Source organism: Streptomyces bambusae, assembly GCF_019400985.1.
GTDB classification, from domain to species: domain Bacteria; phylum Actinomycetota; class Actinomycetes; order Streptomycetales; family Streptomycetaceae; genus Streptomyces; species Streptomyces bambusae_A.
Window position 1 is genome coordinate 15,026 of record NZ_WTFF01000002.1, and the last position, 26,213, is coordinate 41,238.

At 70.9% G+C, this 26,213-nt stretch carries 17 protein-coding genes; 9 read left to right on the plus strand and 8 right to left on the minus strand.

What is annotated here, in order from left to right:
* Positions 1–68 precede the first annotated feature (68 nt).
* Positions 69–1,217, plus strand: coding sequence for an RNA-guided endonuclease InsQ/TnpB family protein (locus GPJ59_RS00505; RefSeq protein WP_258023644.1), 1,149 nt, complete (start codon positions 69–71; stop codon positions 1,215–1,217).
* A gap of 404 nt (positions 1,218–1,621) precedes the next feature.
* Here GPJ59_RS00505 and xylA read toward each other — a convergent pair whose 3' ends face one another.
* A complete protein-coding gene (gene xylA / locus GPJ59_RS00510) occupies positions 1,622–2,794 on the minus strand; it encodes a xylose isomerase (protein WP_219664120.1) in 1,173 nt (390 codons plus the stop codon).
* 91 nt (positions 2,795–2,885) lie between these two features.
* On the opposite strand from xylA, the gene xylB reads away from it, so the two are divergent.
* Both xylB and GPJ59_RS00520 read left to right on the plus strand, forming a co-directional pair.
* Entirely contained in the window at positions 2,886–4,316 is a 1,431-nt protein-coding gene (xylB, locus tag GPJ59_RS00515) for a xylulokinase (protein ID WP_219664121.1), read from the plus strand.
* Positions 4,317–4,329: 13 nt separating this feature from the next.
* Positions 4,330–5,550: an ROK family protein gene (locus GPJ59_RS00520; protein ID WP_219664122.1), complete on the plus strand. Its 1,221-nt coding sequence runs from the start codon at positions 4,330–4,332 to the stop codon at positions 5,548–5,550.
* A gap of 218 nt (positions 5,551–5,768) precedes the next feature.
* On the opposite strand, the gene GPJ59_RS00525 is transcribed toward GPJ59_RS00520, so the two are convergent.
* From GPJ59_RS00525 to GPJ59_RS00540, 4 genes are all read right to left on the minus strand, one after another.
* A complete protein-coding gene (locus GPJ59_RS00525; RefSeq protein WP_219664123.1) occupies positions 5,769–7,211 on the minus strand; it encodes a GH1 family beta-glucosidase in 1,443 nt (480 codons plus the stop codon).
* Between the two features lie 158 nt (positions 7,212–7,369).
* A complete protein-coding gene (locus tag GPJ59_RS00530; RefSeq protein ID WP_219664124.1) occupies positions 7,370–8,266 on the minus strand; it encodes a carbohydrate ABC transporter permease in 897 nt (298 codons plus the stop codon).
* Between the two features lie 4 nt (positions 8,267–8,270).
* Positions 8,271–9,323, minus strand: a complete 1,053-nt coding sequence (locus tag GPJ59_RS00535; protein WP_219664125.1) for a carbohydrate ABC transporter permease — start codon at positions 9,321–9,323, stop codon at positions 8,271–8,273.
* A 111-nt stretch (positions 9,324–9,434) separates the two neighbouring features.
* Complete coding sequence (locus GPJ59_RS00540) at positions 9,435–10,796, minus strand: ABC transporter substrate-binding protein (RefSeq protein ID WP_219664126.1); 1,362 nt, start codon at positions 10,794–10,796, stop codon at positions 9,435–9,437.
* A gap of 403 nt (positions 10,797–11,199) precedes the next feature.
* Between GPJ59_RS00540 and GPJ59_RS00545 the strand changes: the two genes are divergently transcribed.
* Positions 11,200–12,264, plus strand: a complete 1,065-nt coding sequence (locus GPJ59_RS00545; protein ID WP_219664168.1) for a LacI family DNA-binding transcriptional regulator — start codon at positions 11,200–11,202, stop codon at positions 12,262–12,264.
* A gap of 116 nt (positions 12,265–12,380) precedes the next feature.
* On the opposite strand, the gene GPJ59_RS00550 is transcribed toward GPJ59_RS00545, so the two are convergent.
* Complete coding sequence (locus tag GPJ59_RS00550) at positions 12,381–14,117, minus strand: glycoside hydrolase family 6 protein (RefSeq protein WP_219664127.1); 1,737 nt, start codon at positions 14,115–14,117, stop codon at positions 12,381–12,383.
* A gap of 537 nt (positions 14,118–14,654) precedes the next feature.
* On the opposite strand from GPJ59_RS00550, the gene GPJ59_RS00555 reads away from it, so the two are divergent.
* On the plus strand, positions 14,655–17,579 hold the full coding sequence (locus GPJ59_RS00555; RefSeq protein WP_219664128.1) for a glycoside hydrolase family 48 protein: 2,925 nt from the start codon (positions 14,655–14,657) through the stop codon (positions 17,577–17,579).
* A gap of 80 nt (positions 17,580–17,659) precedes the next feature.
* On the opposite strand, the gene araA is transcribed toward GPJ59_RS00555, so the two are convergent.
* Together araA and araB are read right to left on the minus strand one after the other, a co-directional pair.
* On the minus strand, positions 17,660–19,171 hold the full coding sequence (gene araA / locus GPJ59_RS00560) for an L-arabinose isomerase (protein WP_219664129.1): 1,512 nt from the start codon (positions 19,169–19,171) through the stop codon (positions 17,660–17,662).
* Positions 19,172–19,252: 81 nt separating this feature from the next.
* On the minus strand, positions 19,253–20,947 hold the full coding sequence (araB, locus tag GPJ59_RS00565; protein WP_219664130.1) for a ribulokinase: 1,695 nt from the start codon (positions 20,945–20,947) through the stop codon (positions 19,253–19,255).
* Positions 20,948–21,391: 444 nt separating this feature from the next.
* On the opposite strand from araB, the gene GPJ59_RS00570 reads away from it, so the two are divergent.
* From GPJ59_RS00570 to yjfF, 4 genes are all read left to right on the plus strand, one after another.
* On the plus strand, positions 21,392–22,393 hold the full coding sequence (locus tag GPJ59_RS00570; RefSeq protein WP_219664131.1) for an ABC transporter substrate-binding protein: 1,002 nt from the start codon (positions 21,392–21,394) through the stop codon (positions 22,391–22,393).
* Positions 22,394–22,488: 95 nt separating this feature from the next.
* On the plus strand, positions 22,489–24,048 hold the full coding sequence (locus GPJ59_RS00575) for a sugar ABC transporter ATP-binding protein (RefSeq protein ID WP_219664132.1): 1,560 nt from the start codon (positions 22,489–22,491) through the stop codon (positions 24,046–24,048).
* Positions 24,045–25,145 (plus strand): ABC transporter permease, encoded by a 1,101-nt coding sequence (locus tag GPJ59_RS00580; protein WP_219664133.1) that lies wholly within the window; start codon positions 24,045–24,047, stop codon positions 25,143–25,145. The genes GPJ59_RS00575 and GPJ59_RS00580 overlap by 4 nt, the downstream gene beginning before the upstream one ends.
* Positions 25,142–26,164 carry a galactofuranose ABC transporter, permease protein YjfF gene (yjfF, locus tag GPJ59_RS00585; RefSeq protein ID WP_219664134.1) on the plus strand — a complete coding sequence of 341 codons (1,023 nt, stop codon included), beginning with the start codon at positions 25,142–25,144 and terminating at the stop codon, positions 26,162–26,164. Before GPJ59_RS00580 ends, yjfF begins: the two co-directional genes overlap by 4 nt.
* Positions 26,165–26,213 lie beyond the last annotated feature (49 nt).

Here is a 26,213-nt window from a genome sequence, read left to right on the forward strand (position 1 = left end):
TACCACCGAACCGGGCAGACCGCGCGAGGGCGGCCCGCCCGTCCGGCCAAGTATGTATGGTGATCGTCATGAAGCTCAGGTATCAGTTCCGGCTGTACCCGAGCGCCCCGCAACGGATCATGCTGGCGAAGGCGTTCGGGTGCGCCCGCGTCGTCTGGAATGACGCACTGCGTGCCCGCCAGGACGCCTACAAGCAGGGCGCCAAGCGCCCGACTGCTGCGGAGTTGTCGAAGCGGTTCATCACCGAGGCCAAGAAGGCAGAAGACCGGCACTGGCTGGACGATGCCTCGGCCGTGGTGCTCCAGCAGTCCCTTCGGGACCTGCAGACCGCGTACTCCAACTTCTTCGCCTCGAAGAAGGGCACCCGCAAGGGGCCGAAGATGGGGCCGCCGAAGTTCAAGAAGAAGACCAGCCGGCAGTCCATCCGCTTCACCACCAACTCCCGCTTCACCGTCACCGAGGACGGCATGCTGCGTCTGCCGAAGATCGGCGACGTCAAGGTGCGCTGGTCCCGCAGCCTGCCGTCCGGCCCGTCGTCCGTGACGGTGATCAAGGATGCCTCGGGAAGGTACTTCGCCTCGTTGGTGGTGGAGACCGAGGGCAAGCCGCTGCCCGAACTGGACCTGGACGATACCGAAACCGGCATCGACCTCGGTCTGTCCACCTACGCCGTCCTGCGGGGCCGGAAGATCGCCTCTCCGAAGTTCTTCCGCCGCCAGGAGAAGAAGCTGCGCCGCGCACAGCGCAAACTGTCGCGCTGCGTGAAGGGCTCGAACAACCGGCGGAAGGCCAAGCTGGCCGTTGCCAAGGTACATGCCAGGATCGCGGACCAGCGCCGCGACTTCATAGAGCAGGAAACCACCCAGATCACGCGCGAGAGCCAAGCCGTGTATCTGGAGGACCTGAACGTGAAGGGCATGGCCAAAGGCGAGCGCGCCAAGTCCGCCCACGATCAGTCGCTGGGCATGTTCGCCCGCACTCTGGAAACCAAGTGCCACCGGTACGGGCGCGACTTCGCCAAGGTGGGCCAGTACTTCCCGTCCACCCAACTGTGCTCCGCCTGCGGCAAGATCGAGGGACCGAAGGGACTGGAAGGACTCAAGATCCGGAAGTGGACGTGCTCCTGTGGAGCCGTCCACGACCGGGACGAGAACGCCGAACTCAACATCCGCCGTGAAGGACGGCGCATCGTGGCCGAGGGACGCCCGGACACATAAAACGCCTCGTGGAGCCCGCACAAGACCCGGCACGCCGGGCAGCGGGTGATGAAGCAGGAACCACTACGCACGTGCTGGAAACAGCGGCGGCACGGTGGGAATCTCCCCCGTTGACGGGGGAGAGCGTCAATACTGGTATCAGGGTCTGATCGCCGCGCACCGCGCGCAGGCGGAGGAGCCCGCACGATGACGTCCACCGAAGGCTCCTGGCTGCTGCGCCCGGGCGTCACCGCGGTCTCTCCCCGAGCCGGTTCGGCCTCGGCTCCCCGGAGCCACGACATCGGGGGCTTCGAGCGGCGCGCCGCCCGACAGGCCCCCACGGACGAAGGGGACGGCCTGCCGGCGGATTCCTCGTGCGGAGCCGGGCCGTGGAACGCCACGGCCCGGCTCACGGGCACACCGGCTCAGCGGGCGCCGAGGAGGTGTTCGAGGGCGAGCTGGTCGAGTTGCTCGAAGGCCATGCCGCGGCGGGCGGCGGCATCGACGTCGAACTCGTCGAAGGCGGACCTGTCGGCCAGGAGACCGGCCAGGCCGTCCTCGGCGGTGGGGAGGGCGAGTTTGGGCAGCCGGGAGGCGGCGAGCGCGGCCTGGACCTCCGGATCGGACCGGAAGGCGCGGGAACGCTCCGCCAGAAGCAGGTAGTTGCGCATGCAGGCGGCCGCCGAGGCCCAGACCCCGGCGGAATCCTCGGTGCGCGGCGGCTTGAAGTCGAAGTGACGGGGGCCGTCGTAGCCGGCCGACTCCAGCAGGTCGACCAGCCAGAAGGCCTGGCGCAGGTCGCCCGCGCCGAAGCGCAGGTCCTGGTCGTACTTGATGCCGCTCTGCCCGTTGAGGTCGATGTGGAACAGCTTGCCGTGCCACAGGGCCTGGGCGATGCCGTGCGGGAAGTTCAGCCCGGCCATCTGCTCGTGGCCGACCTCCGGGTTGAGGCCGACCCGGTCGGGGTGCTCCAACTCATTGATGAACGCCAGGGCGTGGCCGATGGTGGGCAGGAGGATGTCGCCGCGCGGCTCGTTCGGCTTGGGCTCGATCGCGAAGCGCAGGTCGTAGCCCTGGCTGTCGACGTACTCGCCCAGCAGGTCGAAGGCCTCCTTCAACCGGTCGAGGGCGGTGCGCACGTCCTTGGCCGCGCCCGACTCGGCGCCCTCGCGGCCGCCCCAGGCGACGTAGACCGAGGCGCCGAGTTCCACGGCCAGGTCGATGTTGCGGATCGTCTTGCGCAGCGCGTACCGGCGTACGTCCCGGTCGTTGGCGGTGAAGGCGCCGTCCTTGAACACCGGGTGGGTGAAGAGGTTGGTGGTGGCCATCGGCACCTTCAGCCCGGCCGTGTCGAGTGCGGTCCGGAAGCGCTTGACCGCCTGCTCGCGGGCGGCGTCGCCGGCGGCGAAGGGGATCAGGTCGTCGTCGTGGAACGTGACGCCGTAGGCGCCGAGCCCGGCCAGCCGCTCCACGGTCTCGACCGGGTCGAGGGCGGGTCGGGTGGCGTCGCCGAAGGGGTCCCGCCCCTGCCAGCCGACGGTCCACAGGCCGAAGGTGAACCTGTGCGCGGGGGAGGGGACGAGCGGGTCGCTGGTCATGGGCGCTCCGGATCGGGCCGAGGTCTATTTGTAATGGCGAAAAACAAATTAGTATGCCGAGACGCCAGAAGGAACCCCACCGGAGGAACGCATGGCTGCTCAGCGTGTCGTGATCGGTGTCGACAGCTCGACCCAGTCCACCAAGGCCCTCGCCGTCGACCTGGAAACCGGCGCCGTCCTGGGCGAGGGCCGCGCCGCGCACGCCGTCAGCGCGGGCGCCGGACGCGAGAGCGACCCCGAACAGTGGTGGCGGGCACTCGCCGAGGCCGTGGCAGGCACCGGCTGGGCGGATCGCGCCGCCGCCTGCTCGATCGCCGGCCAGCAGCACGGCCTGGTCACCCTCGACACGGCCGGCCGGCCGGTGCGCCCGGCACTGCTGTGGAACGACGTCCGCTCCGCCCCGCAGGCCACCGGACTCGCAGCCGCCTTCGGCGCGGCAGAGCTCGCCCGCCGCACCGGCAGCGTCCCGACGGCCGCCTTCACCTCCGCCAAGTGGGCCTGGCTGCGCGCGAACGAGCCTGCCGCCGCCGACCGCGTCACCGCGGTCCGGCTTCCCCACGACTTCCTGACGGAGCGGCTGACCGGTGAGGCGGTGACGGACCGCGGTGACGCCTCGGGAACCGGCTGGTGGGGCCCGGACGGCTACGACCAGGACGTCCTCGCCCGGATCGGTCTCGACCCCGGGCTGCTGCCGCAGGTCCTCCCGCCGGGCGCCCGGGCGGGCCTCGTCCGTGGCGGGATGCCACTGCGCGAGGGCGCGCTGGTGGCCACCGGGACCGGGGACAACATGGCCGCCGCCCTCGGGCTGGGCCTGACCCCCGGACGTCCGGTGCTGAGCCTCGGTACCTCCGGCACCGTCTACGCCGTCGGCCGGACGCGGCCCGCCGACCCGACCGGAACCGTGGCCGGCTTCGCCGATGCCCTCGGCGGCTGGCTGCCGCTCGCCTGCACGCTCAATTGCGCCCTCGCCGTCGACCGCTTCGCCGCCCTCGTCGGCCGCGACCGCGAGGACGTCGAAGGAGGCGGCACGGTGGTGGTGCTTCCCTACCTGGACGGCGAGCGCACCCCGGACCTCCCGGGCGCTTCCGGCCTGGTCCATGGTCTGCGCCACGACACCACACCGGGGCAGCTGCTCCAGGCCGCCTACGACGGCGCCGCCCACGCCCTGCTCGCGGCCCTGGACGACGTACTGCGCGCCGGAGGCGAGAACCCTGCCCCCGACGAACCACTGCTGCTGATCGGCGGCGGAGCCCGCGGCGCGGCCTGGCAGCGGACCGTCCTGCGACTGTCCGGCCGAGCGGTCCAGGTGCCCGCGGCCCGGGAACTGGTCGCGCTCGGCGCAGCCGCCCAGGCCGCCGCACTGCTCACCGGTGAGCCCGCCGACGCTGTCGCCCGGCGCTGGCGGACCGCCGAGGGCCGGGTACTGGAGCCCGTACCCCGGGACGACGACACGCTCGAACGGATCACCAGTACGCTGCGGCGGGCGCGGGCCTTGCAGGAGGTGCCGCCGGAAGGACGATAGGAAGGCCGGGTCGATGACCGTGATCGGCAGGGCGGGCGGGAGTGGGGAGACCGCGCCCGCCTCGCAGCAGGGGATGCGCCGGAAGAACCTCGCGGCGGTGACCGGCGCGGTCGCCGCGCACGGCCCGCTCTCCCGGGCGGACGTCGCCGGACACACGGGCCTGACCAGGCCGGCCGTCTCCTCCCTGGTCGACGAGCTCATCGGCCGCGGCGCGCTGACCGAGACGGCAGCCCCGCCCAGCGGACGCGTCGGCCGCCCCGGGCGGGCACTGGCCCTGAACGACCGGGGTCCCGCCGGCCTCGGCCTGGAGATCGGCGTCACCCATCTCGCCGCGTGCATCGTGGACCTGCGCGGTGAACCCCGCGTGTGGCGTCGGGTGGAGCGCGCCAACGCGGGCAGGCCGGCCGGGCAGGTACTCGCGGAGGCCGCCGCGCTGGGCGCCGACGCGGAGTCCGAGGCCGCCGCACTCGGCCTGCGTGTCGAAGGCCGCGTCCTGGCCGTGCCGGGGGTGGTGCCGAACGCCCCGGGCGGACTGGTCGCGAACGCCCCCAACCTCGGCTGGCAGGCCGTCCGACCCGCCGACCACTGGCCCGACCCCGCCACCGTGCCCGAGCCGGAGAACGAGGCCAACCTCGGGGCGCTCGCCGAGCTGCGGCAGCAGGGAGACCCCGCCGAGACCTTCGTCCACGTCTCCGCCGAGGCCGGAATCGGCGCCGCACTGGTCATCGGCGGGCAGCTGTTCCGGGGCGCCCGCGGTTTCGCGGGCGAACTCGGCCACCTGCCCGTCCACCCGGAGGGCGCACCGTGTCCCTGCGGGGCACGCGGCTGCCTGGAGCAGTACGCGGGCGAAGCGGCCGTACTGCGCGAGGCCGGGCTGTCAGGCGCCGGCGACCCGGTGACCCTGCTGGCCGAGCGGGCAGCCGCCGGGGACGCGGCGACCCTGCGCGCCCTGGACCGTGCCGGCCGGGCCCTGGGCCTCGCCCTCGCCTCGGCGGTGAACCTCGTCGACCCGGACGGCCTCGTTCTGGGCGGCGCCTACGCCGAACTCGCCGACCGGCTCCTCCCGCCGATGCGCGCCGAACTCGCCGCCCGGGTCACCGTCCGGCCCTGGACCCCGGAGGCGGTACGGCCCTCAGCCCTGGGGCGCCGCGGACCGGTACTGGGCGCGGCATGGTCGACCGTCCAGCAGATCATCGCCGACCCCACCCGCCTGCCCGTCCGGCCACAGCGCTAGGGCCTGTCGTCAAATTCCCGTCTGCCCCGCGACGCTCCCCCAGCTACCGCTGGGAGGTGCCCCCAGGCACGCACTCTCGCCGCACCGGACGAAACCCCAAGTACGGTCCAGTACGAGGGCTTCCGCCCGGCACGCCGAGAGCACGCACCAGACGCCGCGGGGCCGCCCTTCGGGCGACGACGGGAATTTGACGACAGGCCCTAGACGCGAGCCCCGGGCTACGCGTCGCCGGGAGCGTGCAGCTCTCCCGTCCGGGCCACGCGGGAGTACCAGCGCGCGCTCGATTTGGGGGTGCGCTGCAGGGTGTCGTAGTCGACGTGGACGGCGCCGAACCGTTTGGCGTAGCCGTACGCCCACTCGAAGTTGTCGAGCAGCGACCACAGGAAGTAGCCGCGCACGTCCGCCCCGTCCGTGATCGCCCGGTGCACGGCGTCGAGGTGCGCGTGGACGTAGGCGGCGCGCTGCGGGTCGTGGACCGTGCCGTCCTGCCCGATCTCGTCCTCGTACGCGGCGCCGTTCTCGCTGATGACGAGCGGCAGGCCCGGATACCGGGCGGTGGTGCGGGTGAGCAGGTCGTAGAGCGCGCTCGGGTCGACCGGCCAGCCCATCGCGGTGCGTTCGCCCGGGGCGCGGTGGAAGGCGACCTCGTCCGCGCCCGGCCAGGGGGAGTGCTCGCTGTTGCCGTGGCCGTCGTCCTGCGGCCGTGCCGCGCCCTTCGCGACGTGCGAAACCACCGTCGGCGTGTAGTAGTTGACGGCCAGCAGGTCCAGCCGTTGCTGGATCGCCGCGGTGTCGCCGTCCCTGACGAAGGCCCAGTCGGTCAGGTGCGCGGTGTCGGCGAGGAGGTCCTCGGGGTAGGCGCCCTCCAGCATCGGGCCCAGCCAGATCCGGTTGCCCACGGCGTCGATGCGGCGCGCCGCTTCCCGGTCCTCGGCCGAAGGGCTCAGCGGGCGGACCTCGTGGAGGTTGAGGGAGACCGCGAGCTGAGCGTCTGCGGGCAGGGCGGACCGCAGCGCCCGGACGGCGAGGCCGTGGCCGAGGTTGAGGTGGTGGGCGGCACGGAGGGCGGCGACCGGATCGGTGCGGCCCGGGGCGTGGACGCCGGAGCCGTAGCCGAGGAACGCGCTGCACCAGGGCTCGTTGAGCGTGATCCAGCGCCCCACCCGGTCTCCGAGGGCCTCGGCGACGAGGGTCGCGTACTCGGCGAACCGCTCGGCGGTCGAGCGTTCCGGCCAGCCTCCCGCGTCCTCCAGTTCCTGGGGCAGATCCCAGTGGTAGAGGGTCAGGGCGGGGGCGATGCCGGCAGCGAGCAGTTCGTCGACGAGCCGTCGGTAGAAGTCCAGGCCCTTCTGGACGGCGGGTCCCCGGCCCGTCGGCTGCACGCGTGACCAGGAGACGGAGAACCGGTAGGCGTTCAGGCCGAGTTCGGACATGAGCCGGACGTCCTCGGAATACCGGTGGTAGTGGTCCACCGCCACGTCCCCGGTATGGCCCTCGAAGACCTTGCCGGGCGTGTGCGAGAAGGTGTCCCAGATGGACGGGGTCCGGCCGTCCTCGCGGGCGGCGCCCTCGATCTGGTACGCGGCCGTGGCCGTGCCCCACAGGAAGTCGGGCGGGAAGGTGCGGGTGGCGGTGAGTGGCCGGGTCTCGGACGCGGTCATAGGAGAGCGCTCCCAACGCAGGTTCGGACAGAGGGGTGCCGGACAGAGGGGTGCCGGATGGAGTCGTGCCGGACGAAGCCCGCACCGCAAGGACACGGTGCCGGAAGGCGGGGCGCGAACAGACCGGCCGGGTCGGCCGTGGCTCGACGAGCGGCGCGTCAGTTCTTGACGGCGCCGGCGGTGATGCCGCCCACGACGTGCTTGCCGAGTACGGCGAAGACCAGGAGCAGCGGCAGTGTGGATATGAGTGCGCCGGTCAGTACGACGGCCTGGTCGACGGTGTGGTGGCCCGCGCCGAGGCCGGCCAGGGCGACCTGGAGAGTGGGGTTGCCGTCGGGGGTCAGTGCGATGAAGGGCCAGAAGAAGTCGTTCCAGGCCTGGACGAAGACGAGCATGCCGAGGACCGCCATCGCGGGCCGTGCTACGGGGAACACCACGTGCCAGATGATGCGCAGGCTGTGCGCCCCGTCCATCCTGGCCGCCTCCACGAGTTCTGCGGGGAGTGCCTCGATGAGGTACTGGCGCATGAAGAACACGCCGAAAGCGGCGACCAGCGAGGGCAGGACGACCGACTGGAGCTGGTCGACCCAGCCGAGGTCGGTGATGATCCGGTAAAGCGGGATCACGCTGAGCTGCGGCGGAATCGTCATGGTGGCCACCACGAGCGCCAGCAGGGCGCCGCGGCCCTTGAAGGGCAGCTTGGCGAAGGCGAAGCCGGCCAGGGTGGAGAACAGGACGGTGGACAGGGACACCAGCCCGGCCACGATCGTCGTGTTGACCAGCGCCTCGCCCATGTCGACCTGGTTCCAGGCGAAGGAGAGGTTGTCGAGGAGCCGGGGGCCGGGCAGGAGCGGGGCCGGGGCCTCGACCACGCGCTCGCCCGAATGGGAGGCGGCGACGAGGTTCCAGTACAGCGGGAAGAGGGAGACGAGGGCGGCCAGGCCGAGCAGGACGTAGGTCAGCGGTCCCGCGTGGTGCTGACGGCCGGCCGACGGGCGGAGCCGCCTGGCGCGCGGCGCCGCGGCGCGGGGCGTCGTGTCGAGTGTGCGGGCCATGAGGTCAGCTCCCCGCCTTCGTGCGTTCATTGCGGCTGCGGCCGCGGCCGCGGCCGCGGTTCGAGCGGGAGACCAGGGCCTGGATCCCGCCGATGATCAGGAGGAGCAGGAGCATGACCCAGGCGATGGCGGAGGCCTGGCCCAGCGCGCCGGTGACCCAGCCCTTCTCGTACATGAGCAGGCTCAGGGTCTGGAACTGGTTCCCACTGCCGCCGCTGATGCCGATGCTGCCGCCGAAGAGCATCGGCTCGCCGAAGAGCTGGGTGGCGCCGATGGTGGAGACGACGACGGTGAAGAGGATCGTCGGCCGGATGGAGGGGATGGTGACGCTGAGGAACTGCCGCAGTCGCGACGCCCCGTCCAGCGCTGCGGCCTCGTAGAGGTCCTGCGGTACGGCCTGCATCGCCGCCAGGTAGATGAGCGCGTTGTAGCCCGTCCAGCGCCACGTCACGATCACCGAAATCGCGATCTGCGCGGGCCACTTGGAGGACTCCCAGGCGACCGGGTCGAAGCCCAGCCAGCCGAGCGCCGTGTTGATCAGACCGTAGTCGGTGTTGAAGAGCTGGGCGAAGACGAGCGTCGCGGCCGCGATGGAGGTGGCGTACGGGGCGAGGACGGCCACCCGGAAGAAGCCCCGGCCGCGGAGTTTGTAGTTGAGCAGATGAGCCAGGCAGAGCGCCATCAGCAGCTGGGGGACGGTCGAGATCACCCCGATGGTGAAGGTGTTGGCGAGAGCGTTCCAGAAGAACTCGCTGGTCGCCAGCGCGCTGTAGTTCCCCAGCCCCCTCCACTGCGCGCTACCCCCGAGTTCGACCCGGTGGAGCGAGAGCCAGCCCGTGTAGATCAGGGGAAAGAGGCCGAAGGCCGCGAAGGTGAGGAAGAAGGGAGCGATGAAGACGTACGGGGCCGCCTTGAGGTCGAGGCGGTAGAGCGTGCTGCGCCAACCGCTCCGGCCGGCGGGCCGCTGGCTGTGGGAGCCGGGGCCGGCGCTGGAGCCCGGGGCTTGTGCGGCGGGCGGCGCGGAGCCGCCGCCCGTCGCCCGTACGGAGGTGGCCACGGGGGGCTTCCTTCCAGGTCGATGCGTGCAGTGATGCGGTGGTGCGGACGATCGACGGCCCGCCTCACCCGCGGGAGGCAGCGGGTGGCGGCGGGCCGTCACACTCCCCGGTTACCGGTCGATCTTGTCGTTGACCAGCTTCCTGACGTTCTCCCAGGCCTTCGCCGGGTCGGTGCCGCGCTGCTCGATGTCGAGGATGCCGTTGTCGGTGAGGAAGGTCTTCACCTGGCCGTCCCAGCGGCTGATCGGGGCGGGCGTGACGCCGGCCGCGGCCTGCGAGTAGATCTTGCCGATCGGGGTGTCGCCGAAGTACGGCATCTTGGCGTCCTGAACCGCCGGGGAGGCGAGCGTGTCCTTGGAGGAGGGGATGTTGCCGTTCACCGCGAAGACCTTGGCGTGCTGGGCCGGGGCGGTGAGCCACGCGGCGAGCTCGGCCGCCTCCTTGGCGTGCTTGCCCGACTTCGGCACGGCGAGGAAGGAGCCGCCCCAGTTCCCGGCGACGGGCGGAGCGGCGATGTCCCACTTCCCCCGGTTCTCCGGGCCCGCCTGGTCCTTGATGATGCCCGTCATCCAGCTGGGGCAGGCGACGGTGGCGAACTTCGAGTTCTTGAAGGCCGCGTTCCAGGTGCCCTTCTCGTCGAACTGGCGCAGCTTGGCGGTCAGTTCGCCCTTCGCTGCCGCGACGGCGGTGTCCCAGGCCTTCTTCACGCCCGGGCTGTTCTCGTAGTCCAGCTCGCCCTTGGTGTTGGCGTACTGGACGGCCTCGCTGGAGATCACGGCGTTGAACAGGCCGCCGGCGGAGTCGTGGAAGGCGGTCCCGGCCGGGGCGTTCTTCTTGTACGTCTCACCGGCCGCCATGAACTTCGACCAGTCGCCCGCCCAGAGCGCGGAGACCTCGGCGCGATCGGTCGGCAGCTTGGCCTGGGCGAAGAGGTCCTTGTTGTAGCAGATGGCCATCGGGCCGATGTCCGTGCCGAGGCCGATGACCTTGCCGTCGGCCGTGGTGGCCTGCTTGACCTTCCAGTCGAGGAACGCGCCGAGGTCCGCGCCACCCGTCTTGCCCAGGTCGGCCCACTTGTCCGCCATCGCGGGGCTGGTCGCCTCGGCGATGTACCCCACCTCCAGGGCCTGGATGTCCGCGAGACCGCTGTTGCGGGAGAGGCGCAGCTTGAGCGTGTCCCAGTACTTCTGGGCGTCCGCGACGTTCGACTCTTCGATCTTGATGTTCGGGTGGGTCTTCTCGTACTCGGCGTAGAGCTTGGCCCCGGTCGCGTCGTCGTAGCCGAAGGAACCGAAGGTACCGATCCGCAGCGTGATCTGCTTGCCGCCGGCCGCGCCGTCGCCCTTGCCGTTGTCGCCGTCACCGCCGCAGCCGGTCAGCAGGGCCGCGCCGGTCGACACGACGGCGACCGCGGCGACCACGTTGATCACGGTGCGGCGTCCGCGTCCGCGTCTGCTGCTGGAAGTCCGCATTCCACTCTCCTCGTCCAAGGTGCTGCTCGTCGTGCGCCATGGGGGACCGGCGGGCTGTTCGCGGCTCGGCCAGGGGCCCGCCCGGACCTTGATGTGAAAGCCGTTGTCGCACCCTTGGATGGGAGCGCTCCCACGTCGTTGCCGGAAGGTTGCTGCCTGACGGGTGTGGGTGTCAAGAGATGAACACGAATTCATTACGCAGGGGTTTCCGGCGCGCGCTTGCCGCCACTTCTCGGGTGCAGCTCGTCGGGGGTGAACGCGGGCGTGTGCGTGTCCACGGAATAACGCGTAGTGTGGGAGCGCTCCCACCGGGTTCTTCGGCGTAACGTGTGCCGCGCGACGCGGTGGGTCCATCATCTTGCCCGATTCACCGGACCAGCCGGCCGGGGCGGCGCGGAGTGCGATGCACGAGGGGAGTTCGAGGGTCGTGAGCGGACGGCGGAACGGCAGGCCCACCCTGGAGGAGGTCGCGGCCCTGGCCGGCGTCGGCCGGGGCACGGTGTCGCGGGTGATCAACGGCTCACCGAGGGTGAGCGAGCAGGCCAGGGATGCGGTCGCCCGCGCCGTCGCCGAGCTGGGGTACGTGCCCAACCAGGCGGCCAGGGCCCTGGCCGGCAGCCGGACCGGCGCGGTGGCCCTCGTGATCCCGGAGACCGAGGCCAGGGTGTTCTCGGAGCCGTACTTCCTCGATCTGATCCGCGGGGTCAGCGCCGAACTCGCCGAGGCGGACAAACAGCTGCTGCTCACCCTCGTCCGCACCGAGGCGGAGCGGCAGCGCTTCGAGCACTACCTGGCCGCCCAGCGGGTCGACGGCGTGCTGCTGGCATCCGTCCACGGGGACGACCCGCTGCCCGACCGGATCGCGGAGCTGGGGCTGCCTGTCGTCATGAACGGCCGCCGCTCCGAGGCCGAACCCGTCGCCTACGTCGACTCCGACAACATCGGCGCCGGCCGGGCGGCCGTGGCCCACCTCGCGGGGCGGGGCCGGAGCCGGATCGCCACCATCAGCGGCCCGCTGGACATGTACGTGGCCCGCGCGCGGCTGGGCGGCTACCGCGCGGGACTCGCCGAGGCCGGCATCGCGCCCGACGAGTCGCTGGTCGCTACCGCGGACTTCACCGAGGAGGGCGGCCGGCGGGCGATGCACGAGCTCCTGGAGCGCGCACCCGGCCTGGACGCGGTCTTCGCCGCCTCCGACGTGATGGCGGCCGGGGCGCGCGGGGTGCTGCGGGAGGCCGGCCGGCGGATCCCCGAGGACGTCGCCCTCGTAGGGGTGGACGACTCCGCGGTGGCCCGTCTGATGGACCCGCCCCTGACGAGCGTGCGCCAGCCGATCGAGGAGATGGGCCGCACGATGACCCGGCTGCTGCTCCAGAAGGTCGCGGAGGATCCCGGAGCCGGCCCTGCGGCGGGCGAGGAGCAGCGGCGGGTCCTTCCCACGGAGCTGATCGTGCGGGATTCCTCCTGAGCGGGGAGCGGCCCGAGCCGACTCCGAGTGCTGCTGAGACCTGAGTGCGGTACGGCCCGGAGCCGTACGGAATCCAGACGGTTCCGTACGGCTCCGGGTCCTTCACCGGCGGTGTGTCACAGTGCCGGGTAGGCGTTCTTCATGAGCTCCTGGAACTGGGCGGAGAACCACTGTCCGGCGAGCGGCGCGTCCGGGAGCGAGCCCGACATGCTGTTGCCGTTGCGTACGTTGCCCGTGTAGGTGGGGTCGCACATCCGGTCGAAACCCTTGCCCTCGTTGTTCGGGATCTCCTTGCTGGCCCCGTCCGACTCACCCGGCGGCTTCATCCACACGTAGGCGTCGATGCCCGCGGCCGGGGCGGCCTGCGGCCGCTCGCCGAGGCCGGCACCGGCCTGGTTGCACCAGTTGCCGAGGTGGATGCGCCGGTCGTAGCGGCCGCCGTTGACGTACGTGTCCACGCTGGTCGGCGCGCCGGGCCCGGTGGGCCGGGCCGCGCCGCCCCAGCCGTTGCGGGAGGTGTCGATCAGCATGCCGATGTTCGCGTCGAAGCCCAGTGACACCAGCCTGGTCCGCATGGCCTGGGCGTACGACAACTCGTCCGTGTAGCGGTTCCAGTCGACCCACTTCGACTGGCGTACGGGGGTGCCGTTCACGGAGTCCTCGATCTTGAAGTGGTCCTCCTTGAGGGCGCTGTAGTTGGCCGTGTTCACGATGAAGCCGTGCACGTTGGAGAGCGTGGAGCCCTCGGCCGTGGCCGCTTGCCTGAACATCTCCGCGGAGGCGCCGAAGTTGTCGTCCCAGCCGAGCCAGCCGTGGTGGCCCGCGTCGACGTAGTTGTAGACGTTGGCGATCGAACCCAGCTTGTTCAGGGCGTAGCCGACCCCCTTGACGTAGTTGCCGTTGGTCTTCATCACATCGCAGTTGGCGGTGGCCGTCGGGCGCCCGGAGACGTTGGTGACCAGGTTCGGCAGCGAGTCGATCTCGACGGCCGTGACGATCCGCAGTCCCGCGTACTTGGGGTCGGCGAGGATCGCGGCGATCGGGTCGATGTACTGCGTCTTGTACTTGTCGATCTCGGTCGGGCCCAGTTCGCCGTTGGAGGCGAGCGCGGAGCAGTCCCGGCCGGGCAGGTTGTAGATCACCAGCTGGACGACGAGTTCGCCGCTGCCCTTCTGCGTCAGGGCCGCGTCCAGGTGGTCGCGCAGGCCCATCGTGGTGCTCGTGCCGTTGACCAGGGCGATGCGGTCGAGCCAGATGCCGGTGGGCTGGTTGGACACCCTGCTGCCCCCCGGTTCGGCGGCGGCATGGGCGGACCACTCCGGGTTCACGTACACCTTGGCGCCGGCGTAGGGGTTGTCGGCCTTGCCGCCCGGCGCCGGAGGGGTGGTGGGCGGCGTCGTCGGGGGAGTGGTCGGGGGCGTGGTCGGGTCGGTGGCGCCGTTGCACGTGACGCCGTTGAGCTTGAACACCGTGGGGACGGAGTTCGTGCCGGTGTGCGAACCGTTGAAGCCGAAGGACGTCGAACCGCCCGTGGCCAGCGACCCGTTGTAGGACATGCTCTTCGCGGTCACCGCGGCCCCGGACTGGCTGATGGTGGCGTTCCAGCCCTGGGTGACCTGCTGGCCGTTCGCGTAGGACCACTCCAGGGTCCAGGAGGCGACCGGGTCACCGGTGTTGGTGACGATCACGTTCGCACCGAACCCGGTGTTCCACTGGTTGGTGATCTGGTACTCGACCTTGCAGCCCGCGGCGGCGGCGCCGGCGGACGTACCGAAGACGGTGGCGGTGGCGCCGGCGGCCGTGACGAGACTCAGGGCTGCCAATAACGCGGTGCGGGGGATGCTGCGGCTCATGTCGTGGGATGCCTCTCGGTCGAGGGTGCGCGGCGGTCGCGCAACCCGGTGCCCAATGCGATGAGTGCCGTTGTGCCGGGCGGGGGAACCGGTGAGCCGGCTCGGGCCGTTGCGGCCGGACCGGGGACCGGAGGGAGGCTGCGGGTCCCGGTCGTATGCAGGGCCTCCACCCTGTGCATGTCGGCGGCCTCGGGGCTGATGCCGGCAGGGACCGCCGCCCCGCACGTCGGCGCTGCGCTGCCGAGCAGCACCGACAAGTGCGGCGACGGGAACGAGCGGGTCCTTGCAGCAGCAGTTGCGCCCGCACGGCGCGCCGACTGATGGAACCGCTCCCACTGGTTGGGGCCAGACCGTAGCGCCAACTCGTGCCAAGGGAAAGAGGGGTTGAGTAAATTCCTCGCGGATTGCCCCCGGCTCTTCACGCGTCTTGACGCCGTCACGCCACCTCTGCACAGTGGGAGCGCTCCCACTGGTCGGAGCTCGTGCGCAGTCGTTCTTCCGTCCCCGTCTCCCAGAGCCGCGAGGAGAACCATCCGCATGTCGGCACATCCCCCACCCGGACCGCACGTCCGACGCAGGCTGCTGAACGCATCGGCCGTGGCCGTCTCGCTGTCCCTCCCCCTCGGTCTCCCGGCCGTCGGCGCCACCACCGCCGCGGCCGCGGCCGTGCAGTGCAGCGTCGACCACAAGACCAACGACTGGGGCTCGGGCTTCACCGCCGAGCTCACCCTCACCAACCGGTCCGCGACCGCACTCGACGGCTGGACCCTGACCTACGACCACTCCGGCGACCAGCAGCTGACCAACGGCTGGAACGGCACCTGGACCCAGTCCGGCAAGAGCGTCCGCGTCGTGGCCCCGGACTGGAACAAGACCGTCGCCGCCGGCGCGGCCGTCACCACCGGCGCCCAGTTCTCGTACAGCGGGACCAACGCCGCCCCCACCTCTTTCGCCGTCAACGGCACCCCGTGCACCGGAGCCCACCAGCCCCCGATCGCCGTCCTGACCAGCCCCACCGCAGGCGCCGTCTACACGGCGGGCACCCCCGTCCCGCTCGCCGCCACCGCCGCGGCGGCCGACGGAGCCACCGTCGCCAAGGTCGAGTTCTACAGCGACACCACGCTCCTGGGCACGGACACCACGGCGCCCTTCACCCTGGATGCCGCCGGCCTCGCCGCCGGCTCCCACTCCCTCTACGCCAAGGCCTACGACAGCCTCGGCGCCTCCGCCGAATCGGCCCCCGTCGGCATCACCGTCGCCGCCGGCCCCGCGCTCGTCGCCGCCCCCGCACAGCTCTCCGTACGCCGGGGGGAGACCGGTACCTTCGACCTGAAGCTGTCCAAGCAGCCGACCGCGAACGTCACGGTGGGCGTGGCCCGCACTTCGGGCAACACCGACCTCACCGCGACGCCCGCCTCGCTCACCTTCACCCCGGCGAACTGGAACACCGCCCAGAAGGTGACGGTCACCGCCGGGTCCACCGGCAGCGGCTCCGCCGTCTTCACCGCGACCGCCCCGGGCCACGCGAGGGCCGAGGTGACGGTCACCGAGCTGGCCGCCGACTCGACGTACGACGCCCGCTTCCTCGACCTCCACGGGAAGATCACCAACCCGGCGAACGGCTACTTCTCGCCCGAGGGCATCCCGTACCACTCCGTCGAGACGCTGATCGTGGAAGCCCCGGACCACGGGCACGAGACGACCTCGGAGGCGTACAGCTACCTGATCTGGCTGCAGGCCATGTACGGGAAGATCACCGGGGACTGGACCAAGTTCAACGGCGCGTGGGAGACCATGGAGCAGTTCATGATCCCCACCCATGCCGACCAGCCGACGACCGGCTCGTACAACGCCTCCAAGCCCGCCACCTACGCCCCCGAGCACGACCTTCCCTCGCAGTACCCGGCCAGGCTCGACGGGGGAGTCGCCGCCGGTGCGGACCCGATCGCCGGCGAGCTGAAGAGCGCGTACGGCACGGACGACATCTACGGCATGCACTGGCTCCAGGACGTCGACAACGTCTACGGCTACGGCAACGAGCCCGGAAAGTGCTCCGCCGGACCGACCGCGACCGGACCTTCGTACATCAACACCTTCCAGCGCGGGCCCCAGGAATCGGTCTGGGAGACCGTTCCGCACCCCACCTGCGACAACTTCACCTACGGCGGCAGGAACGGCTACCTCGACCTCTTCACAGGGGACTCCTCCTACGCCAAGCAGTGGAGGTTCACCAACGCCCCGGACGCCGACGCGCGTGCCATCCAGGCCGCCTACTGGGCCGACGTCTGGGCCAAGGAGCAGGGCAAGGGGACCGAGGTCACCGCGACCGTCTCCAAGGCGGCCAGGATGGGCGACTACCTGCGGTACTCCATGTTCGACAAGTACTTCAAGAAGGCCGGCAACTGTGTCGGCCCGACCGTCTGCCCCGCCGGCACCGGCAAGGACAGCGCGCACTACCTGATGTCCTGGTACTACGCCTGGGGCGGCGCCGCCGATACCTCGGCCGGCTGGTCCTGGCGGATCGGCTCCAGCCACGCGCACAGCGGTTACCAGAACCCCCTCGCCGCCTACGCGCTCAGCGAGTACGCCCCGCTGAAGCCCAAGTCGCCGACCGGCGCCGCGGACTGGGCGACCAGCCTCGACCGGCAGCTGGAGTTCTACCGGTGGCTCCAGTCCGACGAGGGCGCCATCGCGGGCGGCGCCACCAACAGCTGGCAGGGACGCTACGCACAGCCCCCGGCCGGCACCCCCACCTTCCACGGCCTCTTCTACGACGAGAAGCCGGTCTACCACGACCCGCCGTCCAACCAGTGGTTCGGCTTCCAGGCCTGGTCCATGGAGCGGGTCGCCGAGCTTTACCAGCAGACGGGTGACGCCGGGGCCAAGACGCTGCTCGACAAGTGGGTCGGCTGGGCCCTGTCGAAGACGACGATCAACCCCGACGGCACGTACCGCATCCCCTCCACCCTCACGTGGTCCGGTGCCCCCGACACCTGGAACCCGTCGGCTCCTGGCGCCAACACGGGCCTGCACGTCACCGTCGCCGACTACACCGACGACGTGGGCGTGGCCGCCGCCTACGCCAAGACCCTGACCTACTACGCCGCGAAGTCCGGCAACGCCGAGGCCAAGCGGGTCGCCAAGGCCCTCCTCGACGGCATGTGGGCCCACCACCGGGACCCGCTGGGCGTCAGCGTCCAGGAGACGCGGACCGACTACAACCGGTTCGACGACCCGGTGTACGTGCCCGGCGCGTGGACCGGCAGGATGCCGAACGGCGACACGGTGAACTCCTCGTCCACCTTCGCCTCGATCCGTGGCTTCTACGAGGACGACCCGGCCTGGCCGAAGGTCGAGGCCTACCTCGCGGGCGGCGCCGCGCCCGTCTTCTCGTACCACCGGTTCTGGGCCCAGGCGGACATCGCCCTGGCCATGGGCTCGTACGCGGAGCTGCTGGAGTAACAGCCCGCCCCGCCCGGAGAACAGCTCCGCGTACGACGAGGCCGGGCAGTCCGCGAGGACCTGCCCGGCCTCCGAGCGCTTCAGAGTCCCAGCGCCAGCCGGTAGTACGCCTGGCTCCAACGGAGATCGCGCCGGAACTGCTTCGGGGTGGTGGTCTCGTCGATGAGGGTGAGTTCCAGGCGGAGCATCTCCGCCAGGTCGTCGAGGTGGTCGGAGGTGAGGGCGGTGCTGAGGACGGTGTGGTGCGGTCCTCCGGCCGTCAGCCAGGATTCGGTGGAGGTCCGCAGGTCGGGGCGGGGCCGCCAGACGGCGCGGGCGACGGGCAGGGCGGGCAGCGGGTGGGGGGGTGCCACCACGTCGATGTCGTTGGCGACCAGGCGGAAGCGGTCGCCGAGGTCGGCGAGGCCCACCACCACGGCCGGACCGGGGGCGGCGTCGAACACCAGGCGCACCGGGTCCTCCCGCCCGCCGATGCCGAGGGGATGGATCTCGCAGCTGGGCCTGGCGGCCGCGATGGTGGGACAGACTTCGAGCATGTGCGCGCCGAGGATGAGCTCGTTGCCGGGTGTCAGGTCGTAGGTGTAGTCCTCCATGAAGGAGGTGCCGCCCGGGAGGCCGGCGGCGGCGACCTTGAGGGCCCGCAGCAGGACGGCGGTCTTCCAGTCGCCCTCTCCTCCGAAGCCGTATCCCTGGGCCATGAGCCGCTGGACCGCGATGCCGGGCAGCTGGCGCAGTCCGCCCAGGTCCTCGAAGTTGGTGGTGAAGGCCCCGAAGCCGCCCGCTTCGAGGAAGGTGCGCAGGCCGGCTTCGATGCGGGCCGCGTAACGCAGCGCGTCGTGCCGGTCGCCTCCCGGCCGCAGTTCCGGCGCCAGCCGGTACAGGTCCCCGTACTCCTTGACGAGGGACGTCACCTCGGTCTCGTCCGCGCCGTCGACGACCTCCACCAGGTCGTTGACGCCGTAGGTGTTGACGGAGACGCCGAAGCGCAGCTGGGCCTCGACCTTGTCGCCCTCGGTGACGGCCACGTCGCGCATGTTGTCGCCGAAGCGGGCGACCCTGAGGGTGGCCAGTTCGGATCGTGCGGCGGCCGCCCGCGCCCAGGTCGCGACGCGTGCGGTCGTCGCCGGGTCGGTGACGTGGCCGGCCACGGTCTTGCGGCGTACGCCGAGACGGGCCTGGACGTGCCCGAACTCGCGGTCTCCGTGGGCGGCTTGGTTGAGGTTCATGAAATCCATGTCGATGGTGTCCCAGGGCAGGGCCACGTTCGACTGGGTGTGGAGATGCAACAAGGGCTTGCGCAGCGCGTCCAGGCCGGCGATCCACATCTTGGCCGGCGAGAAGGTGTGCATCCAGGCGATGAGCCCGATGCACCGGTCGTCGCCGTTGGCGTCGAGGCAGATCCGGCGGATGGCGTCGGCGTCCGTCAGTACCGGCTTCCACGCCACGCGCGCGGGAATGCCGGAAGCGTCGGCCAGGGCGGTGGCGATCTGCCGTGACTGTTCGGCGACCTGCTGCAGCGTCTCCTCCCCGTACAGGCCCTGGCTGCCGGTGAGGAACCAGATCTCCTGGGCGGGGGACGTTCGGCTGGGCACATGGACTCCTGTAGGTGACGTCCCCCAACGGTGGTGAGGGCGGCGGGCTGGTGGGGAAACGGGGACGAAAGCGGGGCGGGGTCAGCCCGCGTGGTGGGCCGTGTCGCGGATGTTCCTCAGGCGGTGCAGCAGGCCGCCGGTCCCGAAGTGGTCGTGCAGGAGCCGGTACTCGGCGAAGAGGGCGTCGTAGGCGTCGGCCCGGGAGGCGTCGGGTGCGTAGACGGCAGGCCGTCGGCGGCCCATGGCGGCGGTGGCCGTGCGCACGTCGGTGTGCGCGCCGGCAGCTACGGCGGCGTGGATGGCCGACCCGAGGGCGGGGCCCTGGTCGGACGCGGCGAGGGAGACGGGGCGGCGCAGCACGTCGGAGTAGATCTGCATCAGCAGTTCGTTCTTGGCCAGTCCGCCGGCGACGATGAACTCGTGCACCGGTATGCCGCCCGCCTCCAAGGCCTCCACGACGATACGGGTGCCGAACGCGGTGGCTTCGAGCAGCGCACGGTAGACGTCCTCGGGGCGTGTCGCGAGGGTGAGCCCCACGACGACTCCGGAGAGGTGGTGGTCGACGAGGACGGAACGGTTGCCGTTCAGCCAGTCGAGGGCGACCAGTCCGTGGCCGCCGACCGGCTGCAGGGCGGCTTTCCGGGTCAGCAGGGTGTGCAGGTCCTCGCCGCGGCCGGCGGCCTCGGCCAGGTAGTCCGAGGGCACGCCTTGGTCCAGCACCCAGGCGAAGAGGTCGCCGACCGCGCTCTGGCCGGCCTCGTAGCCGTAGGTTCCCTCGACGATCCCGCCGTGGACGACACCGCAGATGCCGGGGACATCGGCGAGGACGGGAGCGTTCACGACGTGGCAGGTGGAGGTGCCCATGATGGCGAGCAGTTGACCGTCCTCGACGGCCTGGGCCGCCGCTGCGGTGACATGGGCGTCGACGTTGCCCGCGGCCACGGCGATGCCGGGGCGCAGCCCCGTCCAAGCTGCCGCCCCGGTACTGAGCGAGCCCACGCGTGAGCCCAGCGCGGACAGGGGGAATTCGAGGCGGGTGCGGGCGAAGTCGGCGAACCGGGGGTTCAGCGCGGCCAGGTACTCCTCGCTCGGATAGGCGCCGTCCTGGTGGATGCCCTTGTATCCGGCGGTGCAGGCGTTGCGGGACTCGGTTCCGGTGAGCTGCCAGACGATCCAGTCGGCGGCCTCGATCCACCGCGCGCAGGTTTCGTAGACGAGCGGATCCTCCTCCAGGACCTGGAGGGCCTTCGCGAACTGCCACTCCGCGGAGATCCGGCCGCCGTAGCGGGTGATCCATTTTTCCCCGCGGGCGTGGGCGAGTTCGTTGATGCGGTCGGCCTGTGGCTGGGCCGCGTGGTGCTTCCACAGTTTGGGCCACGCGTGCGGCCGTCCGGCGAGCTCGGTCTCGGAGAGAGGAGTCCCGTCGGCCAGCGTGGGCAGGACGGTGCAGGCGGTGAAGTCGGTGGCGATACCGATCACCGTGGCAGGATCGACCCCGGCCGCCGCCACGGCCTCCGGGACGGCGTGACACAGTACGTCCCGCCAGTCCTGGGGGTGTTGCAGGGCCCAGTCCGGAGGCAGTTGCGCACCGCCGTGCGGCAGGTGCCGGTCGATGACGCCGTGCCGGTAGGCGTGGACCGCCGCGGCCAGCTCCTGCCCGTCGCGGACCCGCACCACCACGGCGCGGCCCGACAGCGTGCCGAAGTCGACGCCGACCGTGTACTGCTCCGATTCCTCGGAATGCGGGGTGGGCGCGAGGGGATGAGGTGACGTCAACAGAGTGCCTTTCGAAGGAGCCGTGGGGGCGGCAGGCGGCCGGCGGCCCGGCAGGCGGCCGGCAGGCGGAGTTGCCGCCCGCGATCCTGACGGTCGGTCGGGTGGTCCACCGCAGTGTGAGCGCTAACAATGTCGATACGCAAGAGGTTTGAGCGGGTCATGTGCGAGCCCCATCGGTGCGGCGGCCTTCACGGTGCAGTAACGGACAGGTAACGCAAGCAAGGGGGTTGAGAACGTGGCTTGTTAGCGCTCACAATGCGACAGCGCCGCCTTCTTGACTTGATCTCCGACTGCCGACTTCCGACCCCGACGCCGGCCGACGCCGGCCGCGACGCCGGCCGCCCCGGCCGTCGAGCATCGGCACCACTCCTGGGGCTCCTGGCGGGCAAGGCCCGGCCCCGACCGTGCGGCGCCTCTTCCGTGCACCCTGAAAGGACACTCGACATGGCTCGCAGAGCAGCTCTCGCCCTCACCGCCGCCGCCCTTCTCGCCTCCTCGTCGCTGACCGCCTGCTCGACCGAGGGTCCGGCCGCCGGCTCCTCCTCGGGAGCCAAGGCGGGATCCGGCAAGACGATCACGCTCGGCTTCGCCCAGGTCGGCGCGGAGAGCGGTTGGCGCACCGCCAACACCAAGTCCGTCCAGGAGGCGGCGAAGAAGGCCGGAATCACCCTCAAGTTCTCCGACGCGCAGCAGAAGCAGGAGAACCAGATCAAGGCGATCCGCACCTTCATCCAGCAGAAGGTCGACGTCATCGCCTTCTCGCCGGTCGTGGAGTCCGGCTGGGACCCGGTGCTGAAGGAGGCCAAGGACGCCGGCATCCCGGTCATCCTCACCGACCGTGCCGTGGACAGCAAGGACACCTCCCTCTACAAGACCTTCCTGGGCTCGGACTTCGTCAAGGAGGGCAAGTCCGCGGGCGAGTGGCTGACCAGCGCGTACGCGAACGAGCAGGGCCCGGTCAACATCGTCGAACTCCAGGGCACCACGGGCTCCGCACCCGCCAACGACCGCAAGGCCGGCTTCGCCGACGTCATCCGCGCCGACGGCAAGTTCAAGATCGTGGCCTCGCAGTCGGGCGACTTCACCCGCGCCAAGGGCAAGGAGGTCATGCAGGCGTTCCTGAAGTCCCAGAAGGACATCGACGTCCTCTACGCCCACAACGACGACATGGCCCTCGGCGCCATCCAGGCCATCGAGGAGTCCGGCAAGAAGCCCGGGACGGACATCAAGGTGATCTCGGTGGACGGGATCAAGGACGCCTTCGTCGCGATGACCGAGGGCAAGATCAACGTCGTGGTGGAGTGCAACCCGCTGCTCGGCGACCAGCTGATGGAGCTGACCAAGAAGGTCGCGGCAGGGGAGAGCGTGCCGCCTCGTGTCGAGACTCAGGAGGGTGTCTTCCCGCAGGACAAGGCCGCGGCCGCGCTGCCGTCCCGGAACTACTGAAACAGCAGGTTCCGGTGCGGGAGGAGGCCTGCCCCGGCTCCCCTCCTCCACCGTCCCGAGCCCGCTCCACCACCCCACCCATGAGAGGAGGGCGGATGGCAACCCCGCCCACCCCGCGGCCCACGGACTCCGGCGACCCGCAGCCGGTCCTGGAAGCCCAGGGCATCCGCAAGCAGTTCCCGGGCGTGCTCGCCCTCGACGGAGTCGCCCTTCGGCTCTTCCCCGGTGAGGTGCACGCCCTGATGGGCGAGAACGGCGCCGGGAAGTCCACCTTGATCAAGGTGCTCACCGGTGTCCACCCCGCCGACGGCGGCACCATCCTCGTCGACGGCCGGCCCCACGTGTTCGCGGACCCCCTCCAGGCGCAGCAGGCCGGAGTCAGCACCGTCTACCAGGAGGTCAACCTCTGCCCGAACATCTCGGTCGCCGAGAACGTCCTCATCGGGCGCGAACCGCGCCGGTTCGGTCTCATCCACTGGTCCGCGATGCGGCAGCGGGCGGCAGAGCTGCTGACGGAACTGGACCTCGGCCTGGACGTCACGAGTCTGCTCGGTTCGCACTCCCTGGCCGTGCAGCAACTGGTCGCCATCGTCCGGGCGGTGGACGTCTCGGCGAAGGTGCTCGTACTGGACGAACCGACCTCCAGCCTGGACCGCGAGGAGGTCGCCCAGCTCTTCACCCTGGTGCGGCGCCTGCGGGACCGCGGTGTGGCCATCCTGTTCGTCACGCACTTCCTCGACCAGGTGTTCGATCTCTGCGACCGCGTCACCATCCTGCGCAACGGCCGCCTGGAAGGCGAGTACCCCATCGGCGAACTCACTCCGGTGACGCTCGTACAGCGCATGATCGGCGGAGAACTGGCCACCCTCGACCAGCTGTCCGTCCGTGCCCACGAGGAAGCCGCGCAGCGGGCGACCAGCGAGCCGTTCCTCCAGGCGCGACGGCTGACCCGCACGGGCTCGGTCGAACCGTACGACCTCGACATCCATGCCGGCGAGGTCATCGGACTGGCCGGCCTCCTCGGCTCGGGCCGCACCGAAGTGGCGCGCCTCCTGTTCGGCGCGGACAGCGCGGACGCCGGAGAAGTGAGTATCGAGGGCAGGAAGGTACTCCTGCGCACCCCCCGCCACGCCATCGCCCGGGGCATCGCGTTCTGCTCCGAGAACCGCAAGTCCGAGGGGCTGGTGGGCGAGCTCACGGTCCGCGAGAACATCGTCCTGGCTCTGCAGGCCGCCCGTGGCTGGACCAGGCCGCTGTCCCGCACGAAACAGGACGAACTGGCACGGCACTGGATCCAGGCCCTGGACATCCGCCCCGGCGACCCCGAAGCGCAGGTACGCCACCTCAGCGGAGGCAACCAGCAGAAGGTCCTCCTCGCGCGTTGGCTGCTGACCGCACCGCGGCTCCTGATCCTCGACGAACCCACCCGGGGCATCGACATCGGGGCCAAGGCGGAGATCCAGAAACTCGTGGCCCGCCTGGCGGGCGAAGGCACAGCCGTGCTGTTCATCTCGGCGGAACTCGAAGAGGTCCTGCGCCTGAGCCACCGTATCGCCGTGCTCCGCGACCACCGCATGGTGGCCACCCTCACGAACGACGACACCGTCACGCCCGAACGCCTCCTCACGACCATCGCCACCGGAGCGGACTCATGACCACCCAGCCTGCCAAGTCCGAGGCGGTCGGCGGAATCGGGAGACGCCTGGCCGGCCACCGCCTGCTGTGGCCCGCGCTCATCCTGCTCGCGCTGCTCCTCGGCAACCTCGCGTTCCACCACGACTTCTTCTCCGTCCGCGTACGCGACGGCCACCTCTACGGCAGCCTCATCGACATCCTCCAGTTCGGCGCGCCCCTCACCCTCGTGGCGCTCGGCATGACCCTCGTCATCGCCACCCGCGGCATCGACCTCTCGGTGGGTTCCACCGTCGCCATCGCCGGCGCCCTCGCCTGTGGGCACATCTCCACCGCCGCGCATCCCGGCAGTGTCGCCACCATGCTCACGGCGGTCGCCCTCGCGCTCGGCGTCGCCCTCGTACTGGGCCTCGCCAACGGCTTCCTGGTGTCCGGGCTGGGGGTGCAGCCCATCGTGGCCACCTTGATCCTCATGGTCGCGGGCCGCGGCGTCGCCCAGCTGATCACCGGCGGCCAGATCGTCACGGTGACCAGCGCCCCCTACAAGATGATCGGCGGCGGCTACTGGCTGACCTTCCCGTTCGCCGTCCTCCTGGCCACCGCCCTCGTCGCGTTCACCGGCTTCGTCACCCGTCGCAGCGCGCTCGGCATGCTGATCGAGTCCGTAGGCGGCAACCCCTCCGCCAGCCGCCTGGTCGGCATCCGCGCCGGCGGGCTGCTCGCCCTGGTCTACGTCTTCAGCGCGCTGTGTGCCGCCGTCGCCGGGCTGATGATCAGCTCCAACGTCTCCAGCGCCGACGGCAACAACGCCGGCCTGTGGATCGAACTCGACGCGATCCTCGCCGTCGTCGTCGGCGGCACCGCCCTGACCGGAGGACGCTTCTCCCTCGGCGGCACCGTCCTGGGCGCACTGATCATCCAGACCCTGTCCACCACCGTCTACAGCCTCGGCGTCCCACCCGAGACCACCCTCGTCTTCAAGGCCTTCGTCGTCATCGTCGTCTGCCTCGTGCAGTCCCCGGTCTTCCGGGCGAAGGTCCTGCGCCGCCGCAGGACGACCACTCCCCGATCCCACACCACGGCGGGCACCGCCCCGCAGCAGCAGGAGGTACGCGCATGAGTACCGGCACCGCGAGCGCCGCCGCTGGGCTCACCCGCCCCTTCGCGACGGTGTCCCCGCGCACCCGCACCCGTATCCCACTGATCGTCACGGCCGTCCTGCTGCTCGTCATGTTCGGCGTCGGATCGGTGCGCTACGAGGGCTTCCTCTCCGCGCAAGTCGTGCTGAACCTGCTGATCGACAACGGATTCCTCCTGGTCGTCGCGGTCGGGGCGACCTTCGTCATCCTCACCGGCGGCATCGATCTGTCCGTCGGCTCCATGGTGGCCCTGTCGACCACGCTCACCGCCTGGCTGGTCGAGTCGCACGGCTGGCCCCTGGCCGCCGTCATTCCGCTGGTCCTGCTGGTCGGCGCCGCGAGCGGGACGCTCATGGGCTGGATCATCCACACCTTCGAGATCCAGCCGTTCATCGTCACCCTGGCCGGCATGTTCCTCGCCCGCGGGCTCTGCTACACGATCAGCACCGAATCCATCACGATCAGCGACCCCACCACGGCGGGAATCGCGCAGACCCGGCTGTACGGCCCGGGGGGACTGTTCGTCTCGATCCCGGTGGTCATCGCCCTGGCCGTGCTGGTGACCGCCTTCGTCGTGCTGCACCACACGCGCTTCGGCCGCAACGTGTACGCGCTGGGCGGGAACGAGTCCTCCGCACGCCTGATGGGCCTTCCGGTGGGCTCCACCAAGATCGCCGTATACGCCGTCAGCGGCCTGTGCTCCGCACTCGGCGGCGTCCTGCTGACCTTCTACATGCTCTCCGGCTACGCCCTTCACGCCATGGGCATGGAACTCGACGCGATCGCCGCCACCGTGATCGGCGGCACGCTGCTGACCGGAGGCTCCGGCTTCGTCCTGGGCACCGCCCTCGGCGTCCTCGTCCTCGGCATGATCCAGACGGTCGTCAACTTCCAGGGCACGCTCAGCTCCTGGTGGACCCGGATCGTCATCGGCGCCCTGCTGCTCGTGTTCATCGTGCTGCAACGTCTGATGAGCGGCCGCCGCCCCGCCGCCGACTGACTCCGGCTCCGCAGCCCGTCAGCCCGTCCGCGCTCGCGTGCTGTCCGCG

Coding starts and splice junctions, on each gene's coding strand:
- GPJ59_RS00540 (WP_219664126.1), bottom strand. CDS start 10,796: ATGCGGACTTCCAGCAGCAGACGCGGACGCGGACGCCGCACCGTGATC.
- GPJ59_RS00545 (WP_219664168.1), top strand. CDS start 11,200: ATGCACGAGGGGAGTTCGAGGGTCGTGAGCGGACGGCGGAACGGCAGG.
- GPJ59_RS00530 (WP_219664124.1), bottom strand. CDS start 8,266: ATGGCCCGCACACTCGACACGACGCCCCGCGCCGCGGCGCCGCGCGCC.
- xylA (WP_219664120.1), bottom strand. CDS start 2,794: ATGACCAGCGACCCGCTCGTCCCCTCCCCCGCGCACAGGTTCACCTTC.
- GPJ59_RS00580 (WP_219664133.1), top strand. CDS start 24,045: ATGACCACCCAGCCTGCCAAGTCCGAGGCGGTCGGCGGAATCGGGAGA.
- GPJ59_RS00550 (WP_219664127.1), bottom strand. CDS start 14,117: ATGAGCCGCAGCATCCCCCGCACCGCGTTATTGGCAGCCCTGAGTCTC.
- GPJ59_RS00555 (WP_219664128.1), top strand. CDS start 14,655: ATGTCGGCACATCCCCCACCCGGACCGCACGTCCGACGCAGGCTGCTG.
- yjfF (WP_219664134.1), top strand. CDS start 25,142: ATGAGTACCGGCACCGCGAGCGCCGCCGCTGGGCTCACCCGCCCCTTC.
- GPJ59_RS00520 (WP_219664122.1), top strand. CDS start 4,330: ATGACCGTGATCGGCAGGGCGGGCGGGAGTGGGGAGACCGCGCCCGCC.
- GPJ59_RS00575 (WP_219664132.1), top strand. CDS start 22,489: ATGGCAACCCCGCCCACCCCGCGGCCCACGGACTCCGGCGACCCGCAG.
- xylB (WP_219664121.1), top strand. CDS start 2,886: ATGGCTGCTCAGCGTGTCGTGATCGGTGTCGACAGCTCGACCCAGTCC.
- GPJ59_RS00525 (WP_219664123.1), bottom strand. CDS start 7,211: ATGACCGCGTCCGAGACCCGGCCACTCACCGCCACCCGCACCTTCCCG.
- GPJ59_RS00570 (WP_219664131.1), top strand. CDS start 21,392: ATGGCTCGCAGAGCAGCTCTCGCCCTCACCGCCGCCGCCCTTCTCGCC.
- GPJ59_RS00505 (WP_258023644.1), top strand. CDS start 69: ATGAAGCTCAGGTATCAGTTCCGGCTGTACCCGAGCGCCCCGCAACGG.